Origin of the sequence: Parabacteroides sp. AF17-3 (genome assembly GCF_003635445.1) — a bacterium.
In the GTDB taxonomy this organism is placed as follows: domain Bacteria; phylum Bacteroidota; class Bacteroidia; order Bacteroidales; family Tannerellaceae; genus Parabacteroides; species Parabacteroides goldsteinii.
The window spans coordinates 98914-119556 of sequence record NZ_QTMM01000006.1; the positions used below are offsets into that span (position 1 = coordinate 98914).

Here is a 20643-nt window from a genome sequence, read left to right on the forward strand (position 1 = left end):
GTAGAACAAAAATAGTAAAAGTTTTGGTTAATGATCAAGAGAAAAGTAACATTCAAATCAGATTTACTGTATTTCCATAAATACAGTCGGTATCCCCTCTGACTTAACGGCTACTATGCTCTTTCCTTTATTCAGATTTACTTTGATGCGGGCCCTGCCGTTATAGGCCTGAACCTTACGGCTGCCGGTAGATGTTCCCTGATTCTGAATCAATGTTCCATCACCTACCAGTTCAAATTCAATATACTTTTTTGAATCGAGGCAGCGAACGCCTTCCTTATCGTAAAGCTGAGCTTCCAACAACGCCATATCGCCTTCACGTGATACGATATGTACTGTAACAGAGGCTTCTTCTCCCCATTTTGCCGTCTGATATTCCTGGCTGATCTCATCCGTAATCTTTGTCTTTCCTTTTACGGCCACAGCACGGATCTCGTTCTTTCCTTCTTCATATACACAATTCCAACGCAGTCCGGCCGCGGGATAATCCTGACTGTTGCGTTTCTTCACACCCTGGCTGACACCGTTCATGAACAACTCCACCTCGTCGCAGTTTGAATAGACCAATATTTCTTTGCGGTCTCCCTGGTTACCCCAGCGCACCGGCCAGCTATGCCCGTAAATATGTACCATAGGCTCAGTCGTCCAGTATGACTGAAAGACATAATAACTTTCTTTCGGAGTGAAATCACGCTCTATTACCCCTTTCTGATTCACATACGGGACCGGATTTTCGGGACGTACAGGAGTTGAGAAATCCTTGAACGGCCAGTAAGCAGCCCCAGTCAGCCACGGCATTGTTTCCTGCTCTTTCAGATGCCAGTCGATCAGGCGGACAATATAACTTTCCGACCAGTCGCCATCCTTCGATGCACGGGCGGCACCACCGTATAAAGAAGCATCCCCGGCACGTTCGTCGGCACCATTACCAGACTCAATACCTTTCAGATTGGCAAATACATTCTCTGAATGACGGCGGGCATGGCTGTCTCCTCCCCACTCCACATGCAGGAAACGTTTTACCTTCTGCATCTCCTGTTCCGAAACGGATTTATAATCGGTAAATACCCCACGATACCATCCGGCCCAGATAGAAGGAGAATAAACATCCACTATATCACAACAAAACTCACAACGACGGATAGCCGTCATGCGTGTATCATCCAAACTATGAGCCAAGTCATGCAATTCCTTCATAAAAGTACGGATAGCCCCTTTATCGAACTCACTGAAATCGTTGGGCCAATCGTTTTCGTTGCCCAGTCCCCAGATAATAACGGCCGGGTGATTATGATGCTGATCGATCATATTAGTCAGCATACGGCGGGCCTGTTCCTTATATACCGGACCTCCCAGGCCTCCGCGGCACCAGGGGATTTCTTCCCAGACAAGGATACCCAGAGAATCACAAAGTTGGAGGATTATATCCGATTGCTGGTAATGTCCGAGACGGATAAAGTTCACACCCATATCCTTCATCAGCTGCATTTCCGTACGCATCATATCTTCAGTCATTGCCTGAGCTACTCCGGCATGATCTTCATGGCGGTGCGTTCCCTGAAGCAAAATACGCCGGCCATTCAGGAAGAACGGGCCTTTTTCCTGAAATTCGAATTGGCGGAAACCGAAGCTTTCTTCCGCTGTCAATGTCTGTCCGTCAGCATTTATAGTCAATTCGCAAGTATAAAGGTTGGGAGAATCCACGTCCCACAAGACGGGGTTCTTCACTTTTACTTCCGTCAGGAATTGATTGCCAAGAGGCAGAACATTTTCTATCGTTTGAGTAAATATCTGTTTGCGATTTGCATCATATACAGAGACAGTCACATCCGCCTTCCGTATATCCATCGGATTATAGAAAAAGGCTTTGACTTTTACAGAACCTTCTTTCCGGTTTGCCGAAAGTTCCGGTTCCAGGCGAATCTGTTCAAAAGAGGCTTTCGGTAGATAAACCAGGTTCAGGTAACGATACAGACCTCCGTAGAGATTAAAATCAGACAAATCGGACGGGATCATTTCCAGATCGCGCGAGTTATCGCAACGGATAGACAGAGGTATTTTTCCTTTGAAACGCTTCACCAGCTTATCATCCGCCATAAATGACTTCACGGCTTCCGTAATATCGACACTCCAACCGTCGTAACCACCTGTATGTTCTCCGACTAATGTGGTGTAAACATATACTTTTGTCTTCTGTCCGGCTCCTTCAAAATCCAATACGACACGGCCATCCGCATACGGATTATCAATTGTCAGCAGTGTTTTATACCAACCCGGTCCCTGATAATAATTCACATCGGGATCTACGGCATCTTCGGCATTAAAACAGTGGGGAAGAGTGACCTTTTGCCAGATAGGAACTGTCTCCGGACTTCCCGGTGAAGCAGGACGCACAACTTCCCAGATTCCGCCCAGATCACCTTTCAGGTATTCCCAGTTATCCGTTAATCGTATTTTTTGTTTAGATGGTACTTTCCCTGCCATCGAAAAGCAACAAAACAGGAAAAGACAGGAAAAAAGAATGTTTCTCATTATTTATTCGTTTTATATTAGTTAATTTACAATATTGCCGTTCCTTCTTTTTCCAGTTTCTGTTTCCGGAGGAGGGCTTCCAGATAATAATAATCAGCATATACAATCGGGACATCCACCTCCACATTGTGCATTTTAGAACCTGTGCTATGCAACAGCAGGAAGCCTCTGTCTTTGCCGGCTGCCGCACGGTAATTTGCTGACAGGTTCTCTAAGATTGTATTTGCTTTTGTTATATAATCCTGACGTTTAGCCGGATCATACATGCTTAATTCATATAAAGCAGAAGCTGTAACAGTTGCAGCAGAAGCATCGCGAGGCTCATTGGGTATTCCCGGAGCATTGAAATCCCAATAAGGAACAAGGTCTTCGGGCAATGTCGGACTGGAAAAGATATAATTTTCTATATGCTTCGCCTGTTCCAGAAACTCAGGCAAACCCGTTTCACGGTAACACACGGTATATCCGTAAAGTCCCCAGGCCTGTCCGCGCGACCAGGCTGATTCATGCGCATATCCCTGATGCGTATGTTTATGCAGCACTGCTCCGGTAATCGTATCATAGTCAACCACATGGTAAGAACTGTAATCATCGCGGAAATGATTCTTCATTGTCGTACGGGCATGATTTACGGCTACATTATAAAACAGAGAATCACCGCTTGTCCTGAACGCCCAGAAAAGAAGTTCCAGGTTCATCATATTATCGATAATAACCGGACAATCCCATTTATCCCGGCTATGGTCCCATGAGCGGATTATCCCTGCACCCTCTTTATAACGGGTAGTCAAGGTATAAGCAGCCTGCAACAGAACATCCTTATAAGCCGCATCACCCGTCAGCCGGTAACCGTTTCCGAAACTGCAATAGACCTTAAAGCCCATATCGTGCGTTCCGCCGTTCATCTTCTCACGTTCGATCAAGGCAGTTTGCTGCTGCGCCTTTTCTTTCCAGAAATCATCCCTGGTATATTCATACATGTACCAAAGTTCACCTGGGAAAAATCCACTCGTCCAATCGCGGGAAATAACCATATGCAACGTACCGTCCGGTTCGACATTACGCGGACTGGCCAACGGGCCCAGGTTTTGTTTATCACGTAATTCCTGCTTTTGTCTCGGTTCCGCACAACGGGCAGCATCCATCTCGACAAAAGCCTGCTTGAATTGTGTTCCGGCAAAAGCAAAGTTCTCCTGAACCAGATCGGGTTTCTCGATTCCACAGGAAGCCATAGCAGCCAGTAACAGAAAAATAGGAGTTTTGAATTTCATATTTCTTCAACTAAATAAGATAAATCAATAATAACTAAAACAGAATAATCACAACCACAACAGCGGATGGCGAAGGGGAAAATTCCGTATCACCTCATCATTCTCCGGAAAATGTTCCAGCTCCGACCAAAGGGAGAAATAATCTTCATCAGGCGTATCGCAGACGCTGAACAGCAAAGCGGTATGCGCCACCGGCCATTCATCCCAATACATCACATCTTTTTCAAACGGCCACGCAGACTTATCCTTTATATAGGGGCACAGCCAGGCCACCCCTTTCTGCATATTCCGTCCGTCTTTCGTTGTATATTGCCAGAGATTATTTGTATCATCGGAAAGGATATGGCACACTGTTGCCATAGCATCCAGATTGAAGAGAGAATATCCGTACGGTTTGGTTCTCGCCAATTCCAACGGAAAACTGCCATCCGTATCCATCTGTCCCGGTAACAGAACTGTTTGATAACGTTCGCGGCAGAAGTCCAGCACCTCTCTATTCCCGGTATACTTTGCAAACTGGGCCGCCTGCATCACCCAGCAGGTACCATGGTTGTTTTTGGCATTCATCTCATCCTTTCCGTAAGGATGGTTCGTCAGCCAGTATAAATAGTTGGAAAACCAGTCTTTGGTAGCAACGGCATCTTCACAGGAAAGCAAACCGGCCTGTTCCATTACGATCAGTGACTGCACGACTTCCAACAGATGAATAGTATCGATTATTCCTATTCCACGGCCCGTAACAATTCCTTTTATTGCCTGGGCGTATTGAAGATCGGGATTCATCCGTGTCTCCGGATCAATGAACCAGGCACGGATATGTTTTAATGCCTGTACAATATATTTCTCATCTTTCGTCACGATCCAGGCAGAAGTCAAGTCTCCTACAATCGAACTGAAACGGATCATTGCATGGCGATGAGCAACAAAATTATCCGGATTCGTTTCCCCGTCACGCCGGATATAGGCACTGTCAGGATTAACCGGATCAGGCCACCAGTAATCACCTTCCGAATAAAAATCGTGTACCCCTCCGGCGCTTCTTTCAGCGACAAAAGAAGTAATGGTGACAGGTTCTTGCGTTAAAGCCAGGTCTCCCCGGGTTATAATTTCCGTATGCAACAAATCTGATACCCGCTTTTGCAATCGCGTTCCGTCAGAACAACGACAGCATACAAGTATTGTTGCAGAAATTAATAATAACAATTTTAGATTCATGGCATAGACAGATTATTTTCTGTCCAAAATTACGCCAAGCATCTCTTTCCGGTTTTTAATATTATCGCAAAAGCTTGCAGATTTGTTACAAAAATGACATTTGATGAGATAATTATACAATACCGACAGATAATACTATCCGATCTTATTTAGTTTGTTTCATAATTATAAACAAAAGAATATTCATACGTATTCTGTCCGGCATCCAGACCTTCTACTGATTTTATATCTTCTGTAATAACCATGCCAGTGATATAGTCACCGACTGTCTGATAACGAAAAGTATATTCAGCACCATTTTTACTCTCGCCCAACGAATAACGGCTGGCCGATTCCGGTAAATTGCGGTTAGAGGTCCCGTATAACGAATTCAAAGGATTTACTAAATCCGGTGTTATCGGTCTCAATGTATTTAGCACACGGAACGGGAAATTGGCTGGGCACAACTGGCTACCATAGGTATAACTCACCTCATCACGCGGAAGATACTGATAAACGGTTACATTCCCGTTAGTCCACGTATATTTATCTAAAGATACCGGATCATTTTTCTTATATCCTCCTTCTTCCAACGGACGTTGAAAAATCCAATCAGCTTCAGTCAGATTGCTACGATCATATTTATATCGATATTCATTCTTCACATATTCCGCATTCGGGACATATTCATTGATAGCCCATTCCTGCTTATTTACGACCACATTTCCACTCATCTGAAAATCTTCCGTATGCACATTTGAAGCATCGATCACAGAGATCTTATTTCCAGTATAAATCAAGTTAAAAGTACCTTTGGAAGTCGTTATCTTACTAACATTACCATCCTGATTGTAAATTATATCCAAAGAATATTCAGGGAAATCGGCCCCATTCTTTTTACAGGTAATCTTTGTTAACTTATTCAACTTCGGAAGAGAAGGTTTATCATCACCTCCGCAAGAGATCAAACCAATCACTAAAATCAACATCAAGCATACACACTTTTTCATAAGTTCTACTTTTATAATTCAACATCACAAAAGTAAAACATTTGGCAAAATAAAGGCGGAAGTAACCAATTTTAAGTAATCTCTACATTTTAATAACATGGATTCACTCCCCTTTTATCAGCAGCTGTATCTTATTTTTATCGCCCACTACCCAAACCAGATCATCCGGTTCGAACACCGTATCGTTATCCGGTGTCATCAGCGAATCCCCGTTACGTTCGATCGCAACAATCAGGCAATTGTACCGCCGTCCTACGTTCGACTGCATAATACTCTGTCCGAGGAACGGGAAACTGTCATCGACTACAAACGAATTGACCGTAATCTCTTTCGGCTGACCGGCCGAACAATCGGAACCGTTCTCCTGATCTTCCAGCTTAGTCTGGAAGGCTTTCAACTGTTCGTCGGTCCCTACTACGACCACCTTATCCTGCGGATAAATATGATCGGAACCACCGGGGATATAGATTTTATGATCGCCACGGATGATCTCTACGATACTTACTCCAAAATCTTTTCTGAGCGGTATGTCCGACAGCGCTTTCCCTGCATAAGGAGAACAAGGGGAAACCGGTACTACGGCCAGGTGTATATCTTTATCACTTAACTGATTATTAAAACTGGTCTTCAACGGATTACGTTTCCGGTCGACCTCTTCCCTACGGTTCAGGTTAGTAAGAAAATGGGCTTCCAGCCTGGAATACTGGTTCAGGTCACGGCGGAACAGAATGATAAGGATCAAGACTCCTACTGCTATAATCGCCCCCACGCCATATTGCACATGATAATATTTAATCAGTACGATCGAAACAAACAAAATGGCGACAAACACCCTGAACAACACTAACGCCACCAGTTTCCCATGATTATATTTATTATCCTTCCACAGGCTCATAAACAACTCCGGCGAATTATTCTTGTTCGCCACCAATCCGGCCAGAAACGGTACCATCAGAAGAAGCGTCAGTACACTCATAATAATATTTCCCCACATATCCATCGCCGGAAACTTTTCTACCAGCAACGGATGAATAACCTGGGTAGACAGCAACAGAATAGCCGTCAGTAACACCGAATGAATCAATACTTTTCCTACATAAATCTTTAATAGCTTACGCCAGTCGCTTTCATGGTTAATCGTTTTTGTACCCGAAGAATAGCGGTCCAGAAAATCGCGCGTCTTATCCGGCAACACCTTGTACAGCCACTCCGCAAACGGTCCCGACAAACGGATAAAATAAGGAGTCGTAAAAGTCGTTATCACCGACACGGCAACGATAATCGGATAAACATACTCGTCGAGCACCTTCAACGACACCCCTAAAGCCGCAATGATAAAGGCAAATTCACCGATCTGAGCCAGACTGAAACCCGACTGAATAGATGTTTTCAGCGGTTGTCCGGACAGAAGTACTCCGAAAGACGAAAAGAAAGCCTTCCCCACGATCGTCACCAAAGTGATCAGAATGACAGGCCATGCATATTGCACCAGGACAGCCGGATCGACCAGCATACCTACCGACACAAAAAAGATGGCGCCAAACAAATCCTTGACAGGCTTGATAATATGTTCGATGCGCTCTGCCTCTATCGTTTCGGCGAGGATAGACCCCATGATAAAGGCCCCCAAAGCAGCCGAGAAACCCGTTTTCGTCGCTACCACCACCATTCCCAGACACAAGCCCAGTGCAATAACCAGCAACGTTTCATCATTCATCAGCTTCTTCACCTTTTTCAGGAAAGCCGGAATAATAAATATACCTACCAGAAACCAGAGAATCAGAAAAAAGGCGACCTTCAGGATACTGCCGATCATTTCCTCCCCGGCAAACTCCTGGCTCACCGCCATCGTTGAAAGCAAGACCATCATAATAATGGCAACCAGGTCCTCGACGACCAACGTTCCGAACACAATCCCCGTAAACCGCTGGCTCCGCAACCCCAGATCATCAAAAGCCTTTATAATGATCGTTGTCGACGACATCGACAGCATCCCGCCCAGAAATATGGAATTCATCGTAGACCATCCCAGCAGATGCCCGACCAGATAACCGACGATCAGCATCGTTATCACCTCGGTCATCGCCGTAATAAAAGCGGTAGAGCCGACATTCATCAACTTTTTGAAACTAAACTCAAGTCCCAGGGCAAACAGCAGGAAGACGACTCCCATTTCCGCCCACAAATTAATATTTTCAACGTCTACTACCGTAGGAAAAATCTGTACATAAGGCCCGGCCAGTAAACCGGCGACGATATACCCCAGTACCAGGGGTTGTTTCAGCCATTTAAATAATAAAGTTATTATCCCTGCGGATATAAGAATCAATGCAAGATCGGAAATCAAATCTGGTAAATGCGACATACAATATATTATTGATTAATCTGTTAGCTAACAAAAATAACATTTTTCCGTATTTTATCAAGTACAGCCGATGCTTTTTTATAACTTTGCTAGAAATAAATAAAAACATCTATCTATTTACTTAAATCTGTTAGTATATGAAAAACAAGATTATTCTCATTCTTGTTCTGTGTTTCTGTTTTAATTTAGCAGGATTCGCACAAAGTACCGTTCATGAATCGGTCAAGTTCCAAAGTAAAAAGTTAGGAAAAGAAGTCTCCTACTCGATCTATCTCCCGGACGGATACAACAGCTCCGAACGTTATTATCCGGTGCTTTACCTGCTGCACGGTTATACCGATAATGAAACCATGTGGATACAAACCGGGCAGATGCAGGAAATTACCGACCGTACCATCTGTAGCGACCAGGCCGTGCCTATGATCGTTGTCATGCCGGATGCCTGGGATACCTGGTATATCAACCAATACGACGGAAAGGTACCCTACGAAGACATGTTTTTTGAAGAGTTGATCCCCCATATCGAAAAGACCTACCGCGCCCGCAGTAACAAAGAGTTCCGTGCCATCGCCGGACTGTCGATGGGAGGTTACGGTTCGTTCCTTTACACCCTGCATCATCCGGATATGTTTTCCGCCTGTGCCCCGCTTAGTGCCGCTATTTTCGACGACAGCGTGATGGAACGTCGCCAGGCTGAATCACACAAAGACCTCTTCGGCCGCCTGTTCGGTCCCGGACTGGATTACTGGCACAAAAACAGCGTCTTAAAAATGCTTTCCGAACTGGATAAAGAGAATCTGCCCCGCATCCGTTATTACATTGACTGCGGAGACCAGGACGGTCTGCTGGATGGTAATTTCCAGGCCCATAAGATCATGCGGGAGAAAGGGATGAAACATGAATTTCGTGTCAGAGGCGGCGGACATACCTGGTTATACTGGCGCACGGCATTGCCCAACGTCCTGGAATTTGTCAGCGGAGCATTCCGGAGAAATCAATAGTAATCAGTACCAAGATCCTCCGAAACATACCGGTGCGCCCCACTATGCACAACAATTACACCATTTGAACAGTTGACAAGTGTCACTTGTCAACTGTCAACTCATTAATCCTTATACCAAACCTGCCCTGGCTGATTTCCCATTTCAAACTCAAGCGTTGCGCCGCTCATGATCTGGTCGTGGGTGATATAGCTCTTGTCGTAAGGCTGGCCATTCAGTTTGACTGACTGGATATAGATATTCTCCGCATTTACTCCCGGAGCTAAAATCTTGAATACTTTACCATCCGCCAAATGCATTTTTACTTCCGGGAACAAAGGAGTTCCTATCTCATACTGTCCGCCTACCGGATCGACAGGATAAAATCCCATCGCACTGAAAACGAACCAGGCCGACATCTGTCCGCAATCCTCATTGCCACAGATACCATCCGGAGCATTCAGATACAAATCATGCAAAACCTGAGCCACATACTTCTGCGTCTTCCAGGGTTGTCCCACCTTATTATACAGATAAATAACATGATGGCTCGGTTCGTTGCCATGCGCATATTGTCCGATCATACCTGTACTGAAAATTGGCAGGTCTTCTTTCGCATCCGGAGCATACGTAAACATGCTATCCAGCTTTTCCGTGAAACGCTCCTTGCTGCCCAGCAAACCGATCAGGCCGTCCAGATCCTGCGGAACATACCAGAAATACTGCCATGCATTACTTTCGCAGATATCTTCCGTATAATCTTTCGCATTGAACGGAGTTACGAAATTCCCCTTTTCATCACGCGGCTGCATAAAGGTCGTTTCAGGATTATAGACATTGCGATAGTTCTGTGAACGTTTATAGAATTCATCCGCAATCGCTTTCTTTCCCATCTTTTCCGCCATACGGGCAATGCAATAGTCATCGTAGGCATATTCCATTGTTTTGGATAACGACCAGTTCTCCCATTTTTCCGGATCACTGTTAGCCGGTACATATCCCAACTTCTTATACTCCCCGATACCCCGGTAATCATCCCGATTCGCCGTAGCAACACATGCCTGTAAAGCCAGTTCCGGATTAAAAGTACTGATTCCTTTCAGGTAAGCATCCACAATCACAGGAACAGCGTGATAACCGATCATCATATTCGTTTCATGCCCATACAGATTCCACAAAGGAAGGGCGCCATTCTGTTCGTAGAATTTCAGGAACCCCTGAATCATATCGTTCACACGTTTCGGGTCCGTATACGTATACAACGGATGGGCTGCCCGGTAAGTATCCCACAAAGAGAAGGTCGAATAATTATTCCAACCGTCAGCCTTATGTATCTGATTGTCCGGACCATAGTACGAGCCGTCCACGTCACTGAAAATAGTCGGAGCGATCATCGTATGATACATGGCGGTATAGAACTTAACCAGGTCATCCGTATTATTGCCGTTCACTTCAATCTTCGACAATTCTTTGTTCCAGCGGGCGACAGCCTCCGTATGATAACGGTCGAAATCGTTGACCGGCACTTCTGCCTGAAGGTTCTTTGCCGCACCTTCCATGCTCACACCCGAAATAGCCGTATTCACCAGAATCTCTTCGTCCTTTTCCGTATTGAAATCGAAACGAGCTACATAGGCAGTACCGATACGGCCTTTATCCTTCGTCACAATTGCTGTCGTATCCATATGGTAAGCTACAAACGGTTTGGAGAAACGGGTCTGGAAATAGACATGTTGGTCGGGCGACCATCCCTGTGAAAAACGGTAACCGCGGATAGTAACGGAATCGACCACCTCGATATAAGAATCAAGCGTAAAATCCCAGTTCATCGCCTTCTTCAGATTCAGGAAAACGGAAGCTTCTGCCTTCGGGAACGTATAACGCTGGATACCGCAACGTTCGGTAGCCGTCAACTCGACATTAATATTATAGTCTTTCAGCAACACCCGGTAATAACCGGCCGAAGCAGCCTCGTCATTATGTGAAAAAGTGGAATAAATACCCAGCGGTGCTTCAGCCTCTTTATACGGGCGGGTCACCGGCATAAAGGAGATATCATATAAATCCCCTGCCCCGGTACCGGAAAGATGCGTATGGCTGAAACCAGCAATCGTCGTATCCGGATAAAAATAACCTGAGATACGGTCCCATCCGGGCAACCCGTTATCAGGACTTAACTGCACCATACCGAAAGGAGCCTGTGCTCCCGGGTAAGTATTCCCGGTAAAATCAGTACCGATCATAGGATTAACATACTGCGCATAATCCGCCTCCTGTTGTTTCTCCGGCGTGCAGGCCATCAAAGCCAGCAAGGAGACCGCCAATAAAGTGATGTGCCTCATTTGTTTATAAATTGTTTAAGTCTTGACAAATATACAAAAAGAGACGTAACATTTAAACAATGTACGTCTCTTTCTATAACTAAATTCCAATGTCTATGGTTTATTAACCTTCATTTTCTTCTTCGTCCTCTTCATCCGGTTCTTCTACCGGCGGTTTTCTTACAAAGAATGCACTTAATTCGTACAAACCGTAAAGCGGGAAGAACACGACACTCAGTGTAAACGGATCGCTACTTGGTGTTATAAATGCTGCGGCAACAAGCAATCCCACAATGGCATGGCGCCTGTACTTATGGAAAAATCCTCTGTGCAGCAATCCCAGCTTCGACAACAACCACGATACCAACGGCATTTCGAAAACAATCCCCATCACAAAGATCAGCATCAGGAAGTTATCCATATACGAATCTAAAGAGACCTGTTCGGTAATATTAGCACTCAACTGATACGTTGCCAGGAAACGGAGTGTCATCGGGAATACCATAAAATAACCTACGGCACATCCCAGGAAAAACATTATTGTTCCAAAAAAGAATACCCATCTGATATTTTTCTTTTCGTTCTCATACAAAGCCGGACTGATGAACCTCCATAACTCATACATTAAATAAGGGAAAGTCAATACAAGGGCCAGCCAGAATGAGGTAGTCATATGAGTAAAGAACTGAGATGCCAGCTTAATATTTACTATATCCACATGAAAAGTATCATTGCAGAAATCAGGTAAAACATCAAACCACGGACTAATATCAATAAGCCACTTGTTCAGTTCACACAACCAACGATAAAGAATAAAATCAGCATAACAGGGAGCCATAATAACGTGATCGAAAAGATCACGCATAAAAGCAAAACTACCGATAGCAAAAACAAAGAGCGCCAGAATAGAACGGAATAAAGTCCAACGAAGTTCTTCCAGGTGGTCCCAGAAGGACATTTCATCTTGTTCCAATTCTTCCATTTCGTCTACTTCTTATCGTTGTCGTCCAGCTTAATGTCGTCTTCTAATCCTTTTACACCGTCTTTAAAGTTCTTCACACCTTTACCGATACCTTTCATCAGTTCAGGGATTTTCTTTCCACCGAAAAGTAACAACACAACAATGGCGATGATAACGATTTCGCCTGTACCTAAATTTCCTAAAAATAGTAATTCGTTCATGATATTATAAATATTAGTCGTTAATATTCTCCTTTTAATAGGGGCAAAGATACTATTTGTAACGAATAGTCACTCCATTATTCTAAATTTATTACCTTTGCACCGTCTTAAAAAACTGAAATTAGAAAAAGATTAGAAAGATGAAAGCTTATGTATTTCCCGGTCAGGGTGCACAGTTTGTCGGAATGGGAAAAGACCTTTACGATAACAATCCCCTTGCAAAAGAGATGTTTGAGAAAGCAAACGAAATTCTCGGTTTCCGCATTACAGATCTGATGTTCGCAGGAACAGACGAAGATCTGAGACAAACCAAGGTTACACAGCCTGCCATATTCTTACACTCGGTTATCCTCGCTAAAACTTTAGGCGACCAGTTCCAACCGGATATGACAGCCGGCCACTCCCTGGGTGAGTTCTCTGCACTTGTTGCAGCCGGAGCACTGTCTTTTGAAGATGGTCTGGTATTGGTTTCCAAACGTGCCATGGCTATGCAGAAAGCTTGCGAAGCCACTCCTTCCACGATGGCTGCCGTACTGGCTTTGCCGGATGCAACAGTTGAAGAAATCTGCGCAAGTATTACAGACGAAGTCGTTGTTTGTGCAAACTACAACTGTCCGGGTCAGCTGGTTATCTCCGGTTCAATCCCCGGTATCGACGCTGCCTGCGAAAAGATGCTGGCTGCCGGTGCAAAACGTGCATTGAAGTTGAAGGTGGGCGGTGCATTCCACTCTCCGCTGATGGAGCCGGCCCGTGCCGAACTGGCTGCCGCTATCGAAGCAACTCCGATCCACAAACCTTCTTGCCCTGTTTACCAGAACGTAAGCACAAAAGGCGAAACCGACCCTGAAACAATCAAGGCCAACCTGATCGCCCAGCTGACAGCTCCGGTTCGTTGGACTCAGAGCGTTCAGAACATGATCGCCGACGGTGCCGACCATTTCATCGAATTAGGCCCGGGTGCCGTACTGCAAGGATTAGTCAAGAAAATCAATAAAGAAATGACTACGGAAGGTATGCAATAATGAGCAATATATTATAAAAAAGGAGGTAAACAGTAATAGTTTACCTCCTTTTTTATTTACAAACATGCCAATTATAACTGAGATAAATATTCACCTGGAGTTAAAACTGATATTTTTCCTCCAAATATTTATGATAAGCTTTTCTGCCATTTAAATCATCATCGTCATCAATCTTTCCAGCCCCTAATAAACTCAATACAATATCAGGTATAGGTTCTTCGTTAGCTTTTGGTTGCTGCACAAGACGATCCAAATAATTTTCTATGATAGAAGACAAATCCAATCCTCTTTGCCGTGCATAAGCTACAGCTTTATCAACAACATTTTTATTTAATTTTATCTGTGTTGTTTCCATACATCATCTTTTTTGTCAAAGATAATCATTATTCTGTTTCCTATCTATTCAAATGCTATCTTTTTCTTCTATTACACCACCAAACTCCCAATAACAATACCCCTCCCCCACCCAGCACCCACCAAACCGGCAAACTCCCCAGCGACCAGCTACTTTCTTTCTGCTCCGTAGCCACTGTTTCCCGCAGCCGGCGGCTTTCCTGCCGCGAAAATGAGAGCAGGGTATCCTGACTGACAGATACCTGCCGGCAGTCCGCTACAGCACGCCTTATTTGCCCTACATACTGCCTGCCATTGCTGTCGGGTGCAGAAAGCGACACCTCCTCCCACCGGAGCGTCGTTTGCATATCAGACTTCCATAAATGCTCCGCCCGCAAACGATCATATCGCTCTGCAACCAACGAATCCTTTTCCCCGAACGTCCGGTCGACAGCCACCCGCCTCCCCGTCCTACAGCCACTGCCTGCCAACATAATGCATAAACACAACATCATCCCCTTATCCCTCTTTCTCATCCCTTCTGATCTTATATTTATAACTATAATCCACCCCGAACAACGCCCCTGAAAACGTCGACACCTCACCGAATCCCACCAACACCGAGTTATGTATCTCCCCTGCCGGACTGCACCAAAACCCCATAAACAACAATACGACACCTGCCAGCGACAACAAAACCGCCACCCATAACTGGCAACCAAGCGACCAACCCCTTCTTTTACAATATCCCATACTCCTCCTCCGCATCAAAACAAGGACACTCTTTCAACCATTCATCCCGCGTGATCTTCCCATCGCCATTCCGGTCGGGCGACAAATCACGGTGCCCGCAGATCCGGCATCCCGGATACTGCACTAGCAGTAGCAACAACAATCCCCTGATAGACAATTTTTGCCTCTCCGTACGCGTATCTTTCGGATGCCCGTCGGCATCCAGCCCACCTTCGTAACAAATCCCCAGGCTGAACGCATTATACCCTTTCGCATGTGCCGGAATCTGCTCCGGCGGACGCATCGGTACGACCTCACCCGAACGGCGGATATAATAATTATAACCGGCCGAAAAGAAACCACGCGCCTTGTGGTCACGTTCCAGCTGCTCCGGCGTATACTCCATCGTCTCACGGGTAGCCGAACAATGCAAAACAATCAGATTAATTTTTCTCATGATCCAATTCCATTTATTGTTAATATGAAGGCAAATGTACAGGAAGGTAAAAGGACGGAATCGGTTTAAATGGGAATAGCAAGGAATAAGAGGGAATAAACGGAAAAAGGCAGCTTATTGGGCTACCTTAATGTTCGCTATTTATAATGTCCATATGCAGATAATATAAGCACCACTACCATATCGTCTTTAATACGATAAACAAGCCGGTGCTCATCGTTTATTCTTCGCGACCAAGTTTCTTCTTTGTAATGTTTCAATATTTCAACCTGCCCGGTACCGGTAGAAGGATGTTGTCTCAATTCCACAAGGAGCTTCTCAAGCTTCTTTAATAATGGCTTATTACCACTCTTCTTATGCTTCTGAATATCATCTAGTGCTTCTTGAGTAAACACCAATTCATATTCAATCATAAACCTAGCAAGTTTTTAAGATCCTCGTTAGATGATACTCTCAGCACCTTGCCTTCTTTAGCCTGTTGGATGGAACGGTCTATCTTTTCGTAGAACTCTTCCTCTGTCATACAAACATCGCTACTCGTCACAGGAACGAGCTTGTAAGAACGGTCCTTTCCTCTTTGAACAATTACCTGTTCTCCATTATCAACCGAATCGAAATACTTCTTCTGGTTGTCTCTGAATTCTCTACTGCTTACTACTAACATGGCTGTATAGGTTTTATTTGAAGCAAAGATAGTGATAATTATTATTGCGTACAAATTTGGTACACGTTATAATAAAATATTTTACCGGGAACCGGAGTATTCAGGCAAAGAGACAAGGATTGAACCCGAACACGTTCACCGTCCCGCTTCGTTTATTTATTATCAAATATTCCAGGTCTCAGGATCGCCCAGATGATCCACCAGGATCTCCACCTGGCGCGGCGTAAACATACGCTGCCCCTTGCGGTAACCTGCTTTCTTCAGATCCTCCAGCAACTCTTCATCCCGTCTGATCCACAACGACAACTGTGCAGAAGCCGATTTCAGTAAAATACCCGGGAAATACAACCGGGCCAGTTCCGTATGCCCCCATACCTTGCTCTTATCCATGATTGTTTTATTTTTGTTGTTTTTCTTTCAGTTGCAAATATTCCTCGTAAGTGATACCGCCGGACGACACATTCTCCGGTTTCTCCTCCTTCTTTCGTGCCGCCTTATAACGGTTTGTCTCCGTCAGGCGTTCGCCCATAAACTGCATCAGCGCACTGGTGACAGTCAACGCATCCACCATCCCGTAAAAACGGCCGTAACGTCCGCATTTCAGCCGATGGAAAAACAACAGCAATTCCGTCACCTTCAAATAAGGATATTCCGCCAACACCAGACGCGACAACTCGCGCTGGCGGTTGACCGGCATTTTCTCTTTCACCCCGACAAACAAGTTGATATCTTCCAGCAGAGCGCATATAAACACCATGACCACCAACTCGCCATACCCCAGGCAAACCGTTTCCAGCATGGGAGCCGTACCGAAATAAGCACGCTCGGTATAACGGGCGGCCATTACCTGCATATCCGGTTTAAACGTATTCAGGAATTTCTCCGCATTCCCGTAACGAGCCGTCATATCAGCAACTTCTTGTTGCTTCTTCAGCCATGCGGAGGAGTTCTTCCCGTCGGGCAGCTTCTCCGTTATCGTCTGAAAATCGAGTTTCATTTGATTTTCCATATTGTGTAGATTGATTTACATTTACATTTTGATTTCCATTTTCCGGGGTTTTCGTTACAGAAACCGGAGTTTCTGTTGCAATAACCGGAGTTTCTGCAACAATAACCCCTTCATTCGCCCAATTATCCGGTATTTCGAGATCCGGATCGATCTTTATTCCGAGTCTTTTACTGATCTCCCGGAAGCGTCTCTGTATCGCCAGCGAAGAAAGTACCTGCCGGTATTCCAGCAGTTCCCTGTCGAACAACTGAAGATCTATACAATAAAGGACCGCCTCACTGACCGTAGCCTCGTCCAACCCCAGGATAACAGAGATATCGAAACAGAAATCACTGTCGTAAGAGATATAATACCCCTTCTCCCGGTAAATTTCACAAAGGATCGCTAAATAAATACAGATGCCCTTACACCCGTACTTTCGGAGCAGGCGTTGTATTTTCCTGTCCGAATACAGGTCCGTATCCAGCGGAAAATAGCCCAGTCCTTTTTTTAATGGTCTAGCCATAATTTTAATTTTTAAAATGTTGATTACCTGAAGCACCAACGGTTAACAAATCCGGTGCGAAAGAAAGGAAGTGATTTACAATAAAAGTCTTTGGCGTGTACAAAAACAGTAAAAGTTGAACTCCAAACTCCCGTTTAAAATTCAACCCTTAGACTCTTTATGCGGTAAACATAGGAAAATATATTTTTAAAACCTATTTTTCCGGTAAAAATCGGAATAATATGCTTTTAGATGAAAAAAAAACATATCTTTGTATCGTAACAATTTAAATATGAACAACTATGAAAAATGATTCTGCTTTGGTCCGTTTCGATTGGGCCGTAAAGCGCCTTTTACGTAATAAATCAAACTTTGTTGTGTTGGAAGGCTTTTTGTCCACTTTACTTGGGCAAGAAATACGTATTGTCAAAATGCTGGAAAGCGAAAGCAACAAGGATAGTGTCGATGATAAATTCAACCGGGTAGATATGCTGGCAGAAGACAGCAAAGGGGAACTCATCATCATTGAGGTACAGAACAACCGTGAACTGGATTATTTCCATCGTATGTTATACGGAGCATCCAAAGCCATTACCGATTATATCAACGAAGGCCAGGAATATGGTGTTATTCGTAAAGTATATTCAATCAACATCGTTTATTTTGAATTAGGGCAAGGCAAAGACTATGTCTATCATGGTCGTACCAGCTTTAAAGGAATCCATTACAATGACATTCTTCAGTTGTCCGTACGCCAACGTGAACAGTTTGTACGACACGAAGCCGGAGATATTTTCCCTGAATATTACGTATTACGAGTAGACGGTTTTAACCAACAGGCGAAAACGCCTTTGGACGAATGGATTGCTTTCCTGAAAACCGGCGAGATCGATAAAAACAGTACGGTTCACGGTTTACAAGAAGCACGCGAACGATTGCGGATAGACCAGTTAGACGAGAAAGACAGACGACAATATTATGCAGATATGGAAGCTATACGTTATCAACGCAGTGTGATCAAAACCGGATGGATTGAAGGCCGGGCCGAAGGAATAGCGGAAGGGAAAGCGGAAGGAATAGTTGAAGGGAGAGCAGAAGGGAAAGCAGAGCAACAACGACTTATAGCTATAAACCTGAAGCAGAACGGAGTCGACCCTCTCATTATTGCACGATCTACCGGCTTGTCGATAGAAGAAATAGAACAGCTCTAAAGACCTGACACGGCATAAAACATATTCCCGGGGAGGCTCTTCTCGCCGGGATTTTTATAGTAATACATACAAAATCCCGAATTACCATTTTGATAGCGAATAGCGATTTTCAAAATCGCTTTGATACGTTAAAAAATATTACCCGGTAGGGTATTTTATTTTACCCGGTATATTAATCCGATTTACCCGGTTGGGTAGTGTCATTTTGATAGTTGGAGAAAACTATCTGATAACCGAAATCTCTCAGTGCTTTGATTTGAATACAAGGAAACGGTTTCAGACACTTCTTTAAACGGTATATTGCCGTAGATACATTTTCCCGATCCGACTGATCTGCCCCATTTTTAATAGGTCGTGCCAAAACATTGACACAAATATCTTCGTAAGACAATTTATAATCCTCCGCATTAACAAAAGCCAAAAACAATCTCAACGGATTATTTTTCAAGCAAATATCCACCCCCTTATCATTACGTAATATTCCTTCTTTTTCAGCAAAGAAGAAACCATATGGCAAAGCAATCCAAACCTTTTTTTGCTCCGATTTCAAAGGTATTATCTCATTTTGCAATGCGAATAATTCAGCCTGTTTTTGCTCAATCGACTCAGCTTGTTGTTTATTAACAAACTCTGTATTTTTAATCTTAACCTGTAACTCGGCCAATTCAGCCTGTTTTTGTTCGATTAACTCAGCTTGTTGTTTACTAATTAATTCAGTCTTTTGTTTTAGGGTTTGCAATTCAGTCAGTTTGATCTTTTGTTGTTCAATTAATTCGTAACTAGTCTGCCTTGATGTCTTTAATAATCTGATAATCTTTTCTATCTTCTTCTTTATATTCTCAAAATAAAATCCACAATAGCAAATCAATATAATGAAAAAAGAATAAGAAAGCACCCAAAACCACCCAATCTGCCCCAACACCGTCTGAACAGGAACATCCACATAAGCCTGAAGCGTTATGTTCCTTTCCTTATTTTCATCTATTCTGTAAACAATAGGTTTTAAAGAACTCGCTTTTTTATAAAACAGACTGTCAGTTGAAGAATTAATTACTCTCCCATTCCGTATACAGCGTATAGCTGTTTCTACTTCTATATGCTCTTTTTGTAGTATATCCCGAAAGAGGCTATGCAACAGATGCCGACTTGAATCGTACTTGGTAAGATAATCTTGAACACACCAAGAATGTTTCTCTTCTCCCGAGATATCATTCGGAGAATTTTGAGGATCATAATGTCTTTTTTGTTTTCCGATTTGTTGCTCTTTTTCTTCTTGTACCACTTCTGTAAACAACATAAAAAGCCCAGAATGCAGTTTTTCTTCTTGATTCAGATAAACACTCGCAAATCGGAATACCAATAAAATGATGATCCCAACACTAATCACTTCGCCTGTTCCTATTTTACATATTCGTCTTTTCATATCTATTTCTTAATATTTTTTCTAACAGAAATCTCACAATTACTAACAAATTCTCACAAGCATACTGTGTATCAATCTGTTTAAAAAAAGACTCAAGACAGGCTATTTTTTATTTAGCCATAATACACTATATTTGCGCTGCAAGCCATAAAGACCAACAGAAGTCTTTATGCAGGTAAAGATAATAAAAAACATAATTAAAATAATATCAACATGAAAAAAACTATTAAAACAGGACTTATCCTTTTATCATTATTCAGTGCATGGTATTTTGGGCACACTACATCGGATAAAAATCCAATGAACGAGTTAATGTTTAAAAACGTCGAAGCATTAGCTAATAATGAAAATGGTCAATCTGATAAAAACTATTCGTGTTTTGGTACAGGTGAAATAGACTGTTACGGTGACAAAGTCGATACAAAATACGAAGGATACAGTTTAGACTAACGT

General features: G+C 43.6%; 22 protein-coding genes. 4 read left to right on the forward strand and 18 right to left on the reverse strand.

Annotated elements, in window-relative coordinates:
* Positions 1-63: 63 nt before the first annotated feature.
* The 5 genes from DWW91_RS09500 to DWW91_RS09520 all read right to left on the reverse strand — a co-directional run bounded on the left by DWW91_RS09500 (position 64) and on the right by DWW91_RS09520 (position 8372).
* Positions 64-2532 (reverse strand): glycoside hydrolase family 2 TIM barrel-domain containing protein, encoded by a 2469-nt coding sequence (locus tag DWW91_RS09500; RefSeq protein ID WP_122327554.1) that lies wholly within the window; start codon positions 2530-2532, stop codon positions 64-66.
* Between the two features lie 26 nt (positions 2533-2558).
* Positions 2559-3803, reverse strand: a complete 1245-nt coding sequence (locus tag DWW91_RS09505; RefSeq protein WP_122327555.1) for a glycoside hydrolase family 88 protein — start codon at positions 3801-3803, stop codon at positions 2559-2561.
* 48 nt (positions 3804-3851) lie between these two features.
* Positions 3852-5018 (reverse strand): alginate lyase family protein, encoded by a 1167-nt coding sequence (locus tag DWW91_RS09510; protein WP_010799933.1) that lies wholly within the window; start codon positions 5016-5018, stop codon positions 3852-3854.
* Between the two features lie 149 nt (positions 5019-5167).
* Positions 5168-6007 (reverse strand): DUF5032 domain-containing protein, encoded by an 840-nt coding sequence (locus DWW91_RS09515; protein WP_122327556.1) that lies wholly within the window; start codon positions 6005-6007, stop codon positions 5168-5170.
* 103 nt (positions 6008-6110) lie between these two features.
* Positions 6111-8372, reverse strand: coding sequence for a cation:proton antiporter (locus tag DWW91_RS09520; RefSeq protein WP_122327557.1), 2262 nt, complete (start codon positions 8370-8372; stop codon positions 6111-6113).
* A gap of 137 nt (positions 8373-8509) precedes the next feature.
* Between DWW91_RS09520 and DWW91_RS09525 the strand changes: the two genes are divergently transcribed.
* Complete coding sequence (locus DWW91_RS09525; RefSeq protein WP_122327558.1) at positions 8510-9373, forward strand: esterase family protein; 864 nt, start codon at positions 8510-8512, stop codon at positions 9371-9373.
* Positions 9374-9477: 104 nt separating this feature from the next.
* Here DWW91_RS09525 and DWW91_RS09530 read toward each other — a convergent pair whose 3' ends face one another.
* The 3 genes from DWW91_RS09530 to DWW91_RS09540 all read right to left on the reverse strand — a co-directional run bounded on the left by DWW91_RS09530 (position 9478) and on the right by DWW91_RS09540 (position 12855).
* Positions 9478-11694: a GH92 family glycosyl hydrolase gene (locus tag DWW91_RS09530; protein WP_122327559.1), complete on the reverse strand. Its 2217-nt coding sequence runs from the start codon at positions 11692-11694 to the stop codon at positions 9478-9480.
* Positions 11695-11797: 103 nt separating this feature from the next.
* The gene (gene tatC / locus DWW91_RS09535; RefSeq protein ID WP_046146701.1) at positions 11798-12655 is read right to left on the reverse strand and encodes a twin-arginine translocase subunit TatC; all 858 of its coding nucleotides are present in this window, start codon (positions 12653-12655) and stop codon (positions 11798-11800) included.
* A gap of 5 nt (positions 12656-12660) precedes the next feature.
* Entirely contained in the window at positions 12661-12855 is a 195-nt protein-coding gene (locus DWW91_RS09540) for a twin-arginine translocase TatA/TatE family subunit (protein WP_007652767.1), read from the reverse strand.
* A gap of 140 nt (positions 12856-12995) precedes the next feature.
* Between DWW91_RS09540 and fabD the strand changes: the two genes are divergently transcribed.
* Positions 12996-13877: an ACP S-malonyltransferase gene (gene fabD / locus DWW91_RS09545; RefSeq protein ID WP_007652765.1), complete on the forward strand. Its 882-nt coding sequence runs from the start codon at positions 12996-12998 to the stop codon at positions 13875-13877.
* Positions 13878-13977: 100 nt separating this feature from the next.
* On the opposite strand, the gene DWW91_RS09550 is transcribed toward fabD, so the two are convergent.
* From DWW91_RS09550 to DWW91_RS09590, 9 genes are all read right to left on the reverse strand, one after another.
* Entirely contained in the window at positions 13978-14232 is a 255-nt protein-coding gene (locus tag DWW91_RS09550) for a DUF6364 family protein (protein WP_122327560.1), read from the reverse strand.
* 55 nt (positions 14233-14287) lie between these two features.
* Positions 14288-14746: a hypothetical protein gene (locus DWW91_RS09555; protein WP_048315274.1), complete on the reverse strand. Its 459-nt coding sequence runs from the start codon at positions 14744-14746 to the stop codon at positions 14288-14290.
* Positions 14730-14963, reverse strand: a complete 234-nt coding sequence (locus DWW91_RS09560) for a hypothetical protein (protein ID WP_122327561.1) — start codon at positions 14961-14963, stop codon at positions 14730-14732. The genes DWW91_RS09555 and DWW91_RS09560 overlap by 17 nt, the downstream gene beginning before the upstream one ends.
* Positions 14950-15399, reverse strand: coding sequence for an N-acetylmuramoyl-L-alanine amidase (locus tag DWW91_RS09565; protein WP_122327562.1), 450 nt, complete (start codon positions 15397-15399; stop codon positions 14950-14952). Before DWW91_RS09565 ends, DWW91_RS09560 begins: the two co-directional genes overlap by 14 nt.
* Positions 15400-15536: 137 nt before the next feature.
* Complete coding sequence (locus DWW91_RS09570; protein ID WP_122327563.1) at positions 15537-15812, reverse strand: Txe/YoeB family addiction module toxin; 276 nt, start codon at positions 15810-15812, stop codon at positions 15537-15539.
* Positions 15809-16063 carry a prevent-host-death protein gene (locus tag DWW91_RS09575; protein WP_048315279.1) on the reverse strand — a complete coding sequence of 85 codons (255 nt, stop codon included), beginning with the start codon at positions 16061-16063 and terminating at the stop codon, positions 15809-15811. Before DWW91_RS09575 ends, DWW91_RS09570 begins: the two co-directional genes overlap by 4 nt.
* 162 nt (positions 16064-16225) lie before the next feature.
* Positions 16226-16453: a DUF4248 domain-containing protein gene (locus tag DWW91_RS09580; protein ID WP_046146697.1), complete on the reverse strand. Its 228-nt coding sequence runs from the start codon at positions 16451-16453 to the stop codon at positions 16226-16228.
* A gap of 7 nt (positions 16454-16460) precedes the next feature.
* The gene (locus DWW91_RS09585; RefSeq protein WP_233584451.1) at positions 16461-17060 is read right to left on the reverse strand and encodes a DUF6633 family protein; all 600 of its coding nucleotides are present in this window, start codon (positions 17058-17060) and stop codon (positions 16461-16463) included.
* A complete protein-coding gene (locus DWW91_RS09590) occupies positions 16972-17577 on the reverse strand; it encodes a DUF4373 domain-containing protein (protein ID WP_122327565.1) in 606 nt (201 codons plus the stop codon). The genes DWW91_RS09585 and DWW91_RS09590 overlap by 89 nt, the downstream gene beginning before the upstream one ends.
* A gap of 281 nt (positions 17578-17858) precedes the next feature.
* Between DWW91_RS09590 and DWW91_RS09595 the strand changes: the two genes are divergently transcribed.
* A complete protein-coding gene (locus tag DWW91_RS09595; RefSeq protein WP_122327566.1) occupies positions 17859-18767 on the forward strand; it encodes an Rpn family recombination-promoting nuclease/putative transposase in 909 nt (302 codons plus the stop codon).
* Positions 18768-18939: 172 nt separating this feature from the next.
* Here DWW91_RS09595 and DWW91_RS09600 read toward each other — a convergent pair whose 3' ends face one another.
* On the reverse strand, positions 18940-20190 hold the full coding sequence (locus tag DWW91_RS09600; RefSeq protein WP_122327567.1) for a hypothetical protein: 1251 nt from the start codon (positions 20188-20190) through the stop codon (positions 18940-18942).
* Positions 20191-20403: 213 nt separating this feature from the next.
* Between DWW91_RS09600 and DWW91_RS09605 the strand changes: the two genes are divergently transcribed.
* The gene (locus tag DWW91_RS09605) at positions 20404-20640 is read left to right on the forward strand and encodes an NVEALA domain-containing protein (RefSeq protein WP_048318004.1); all 237 of its coding nucleotides are present in this window, start codon (positions 20404-20406) and stop codon (positions 20638-20640) included.
* Positions 20641-20643: the final 3 nt, after the last annotated feature.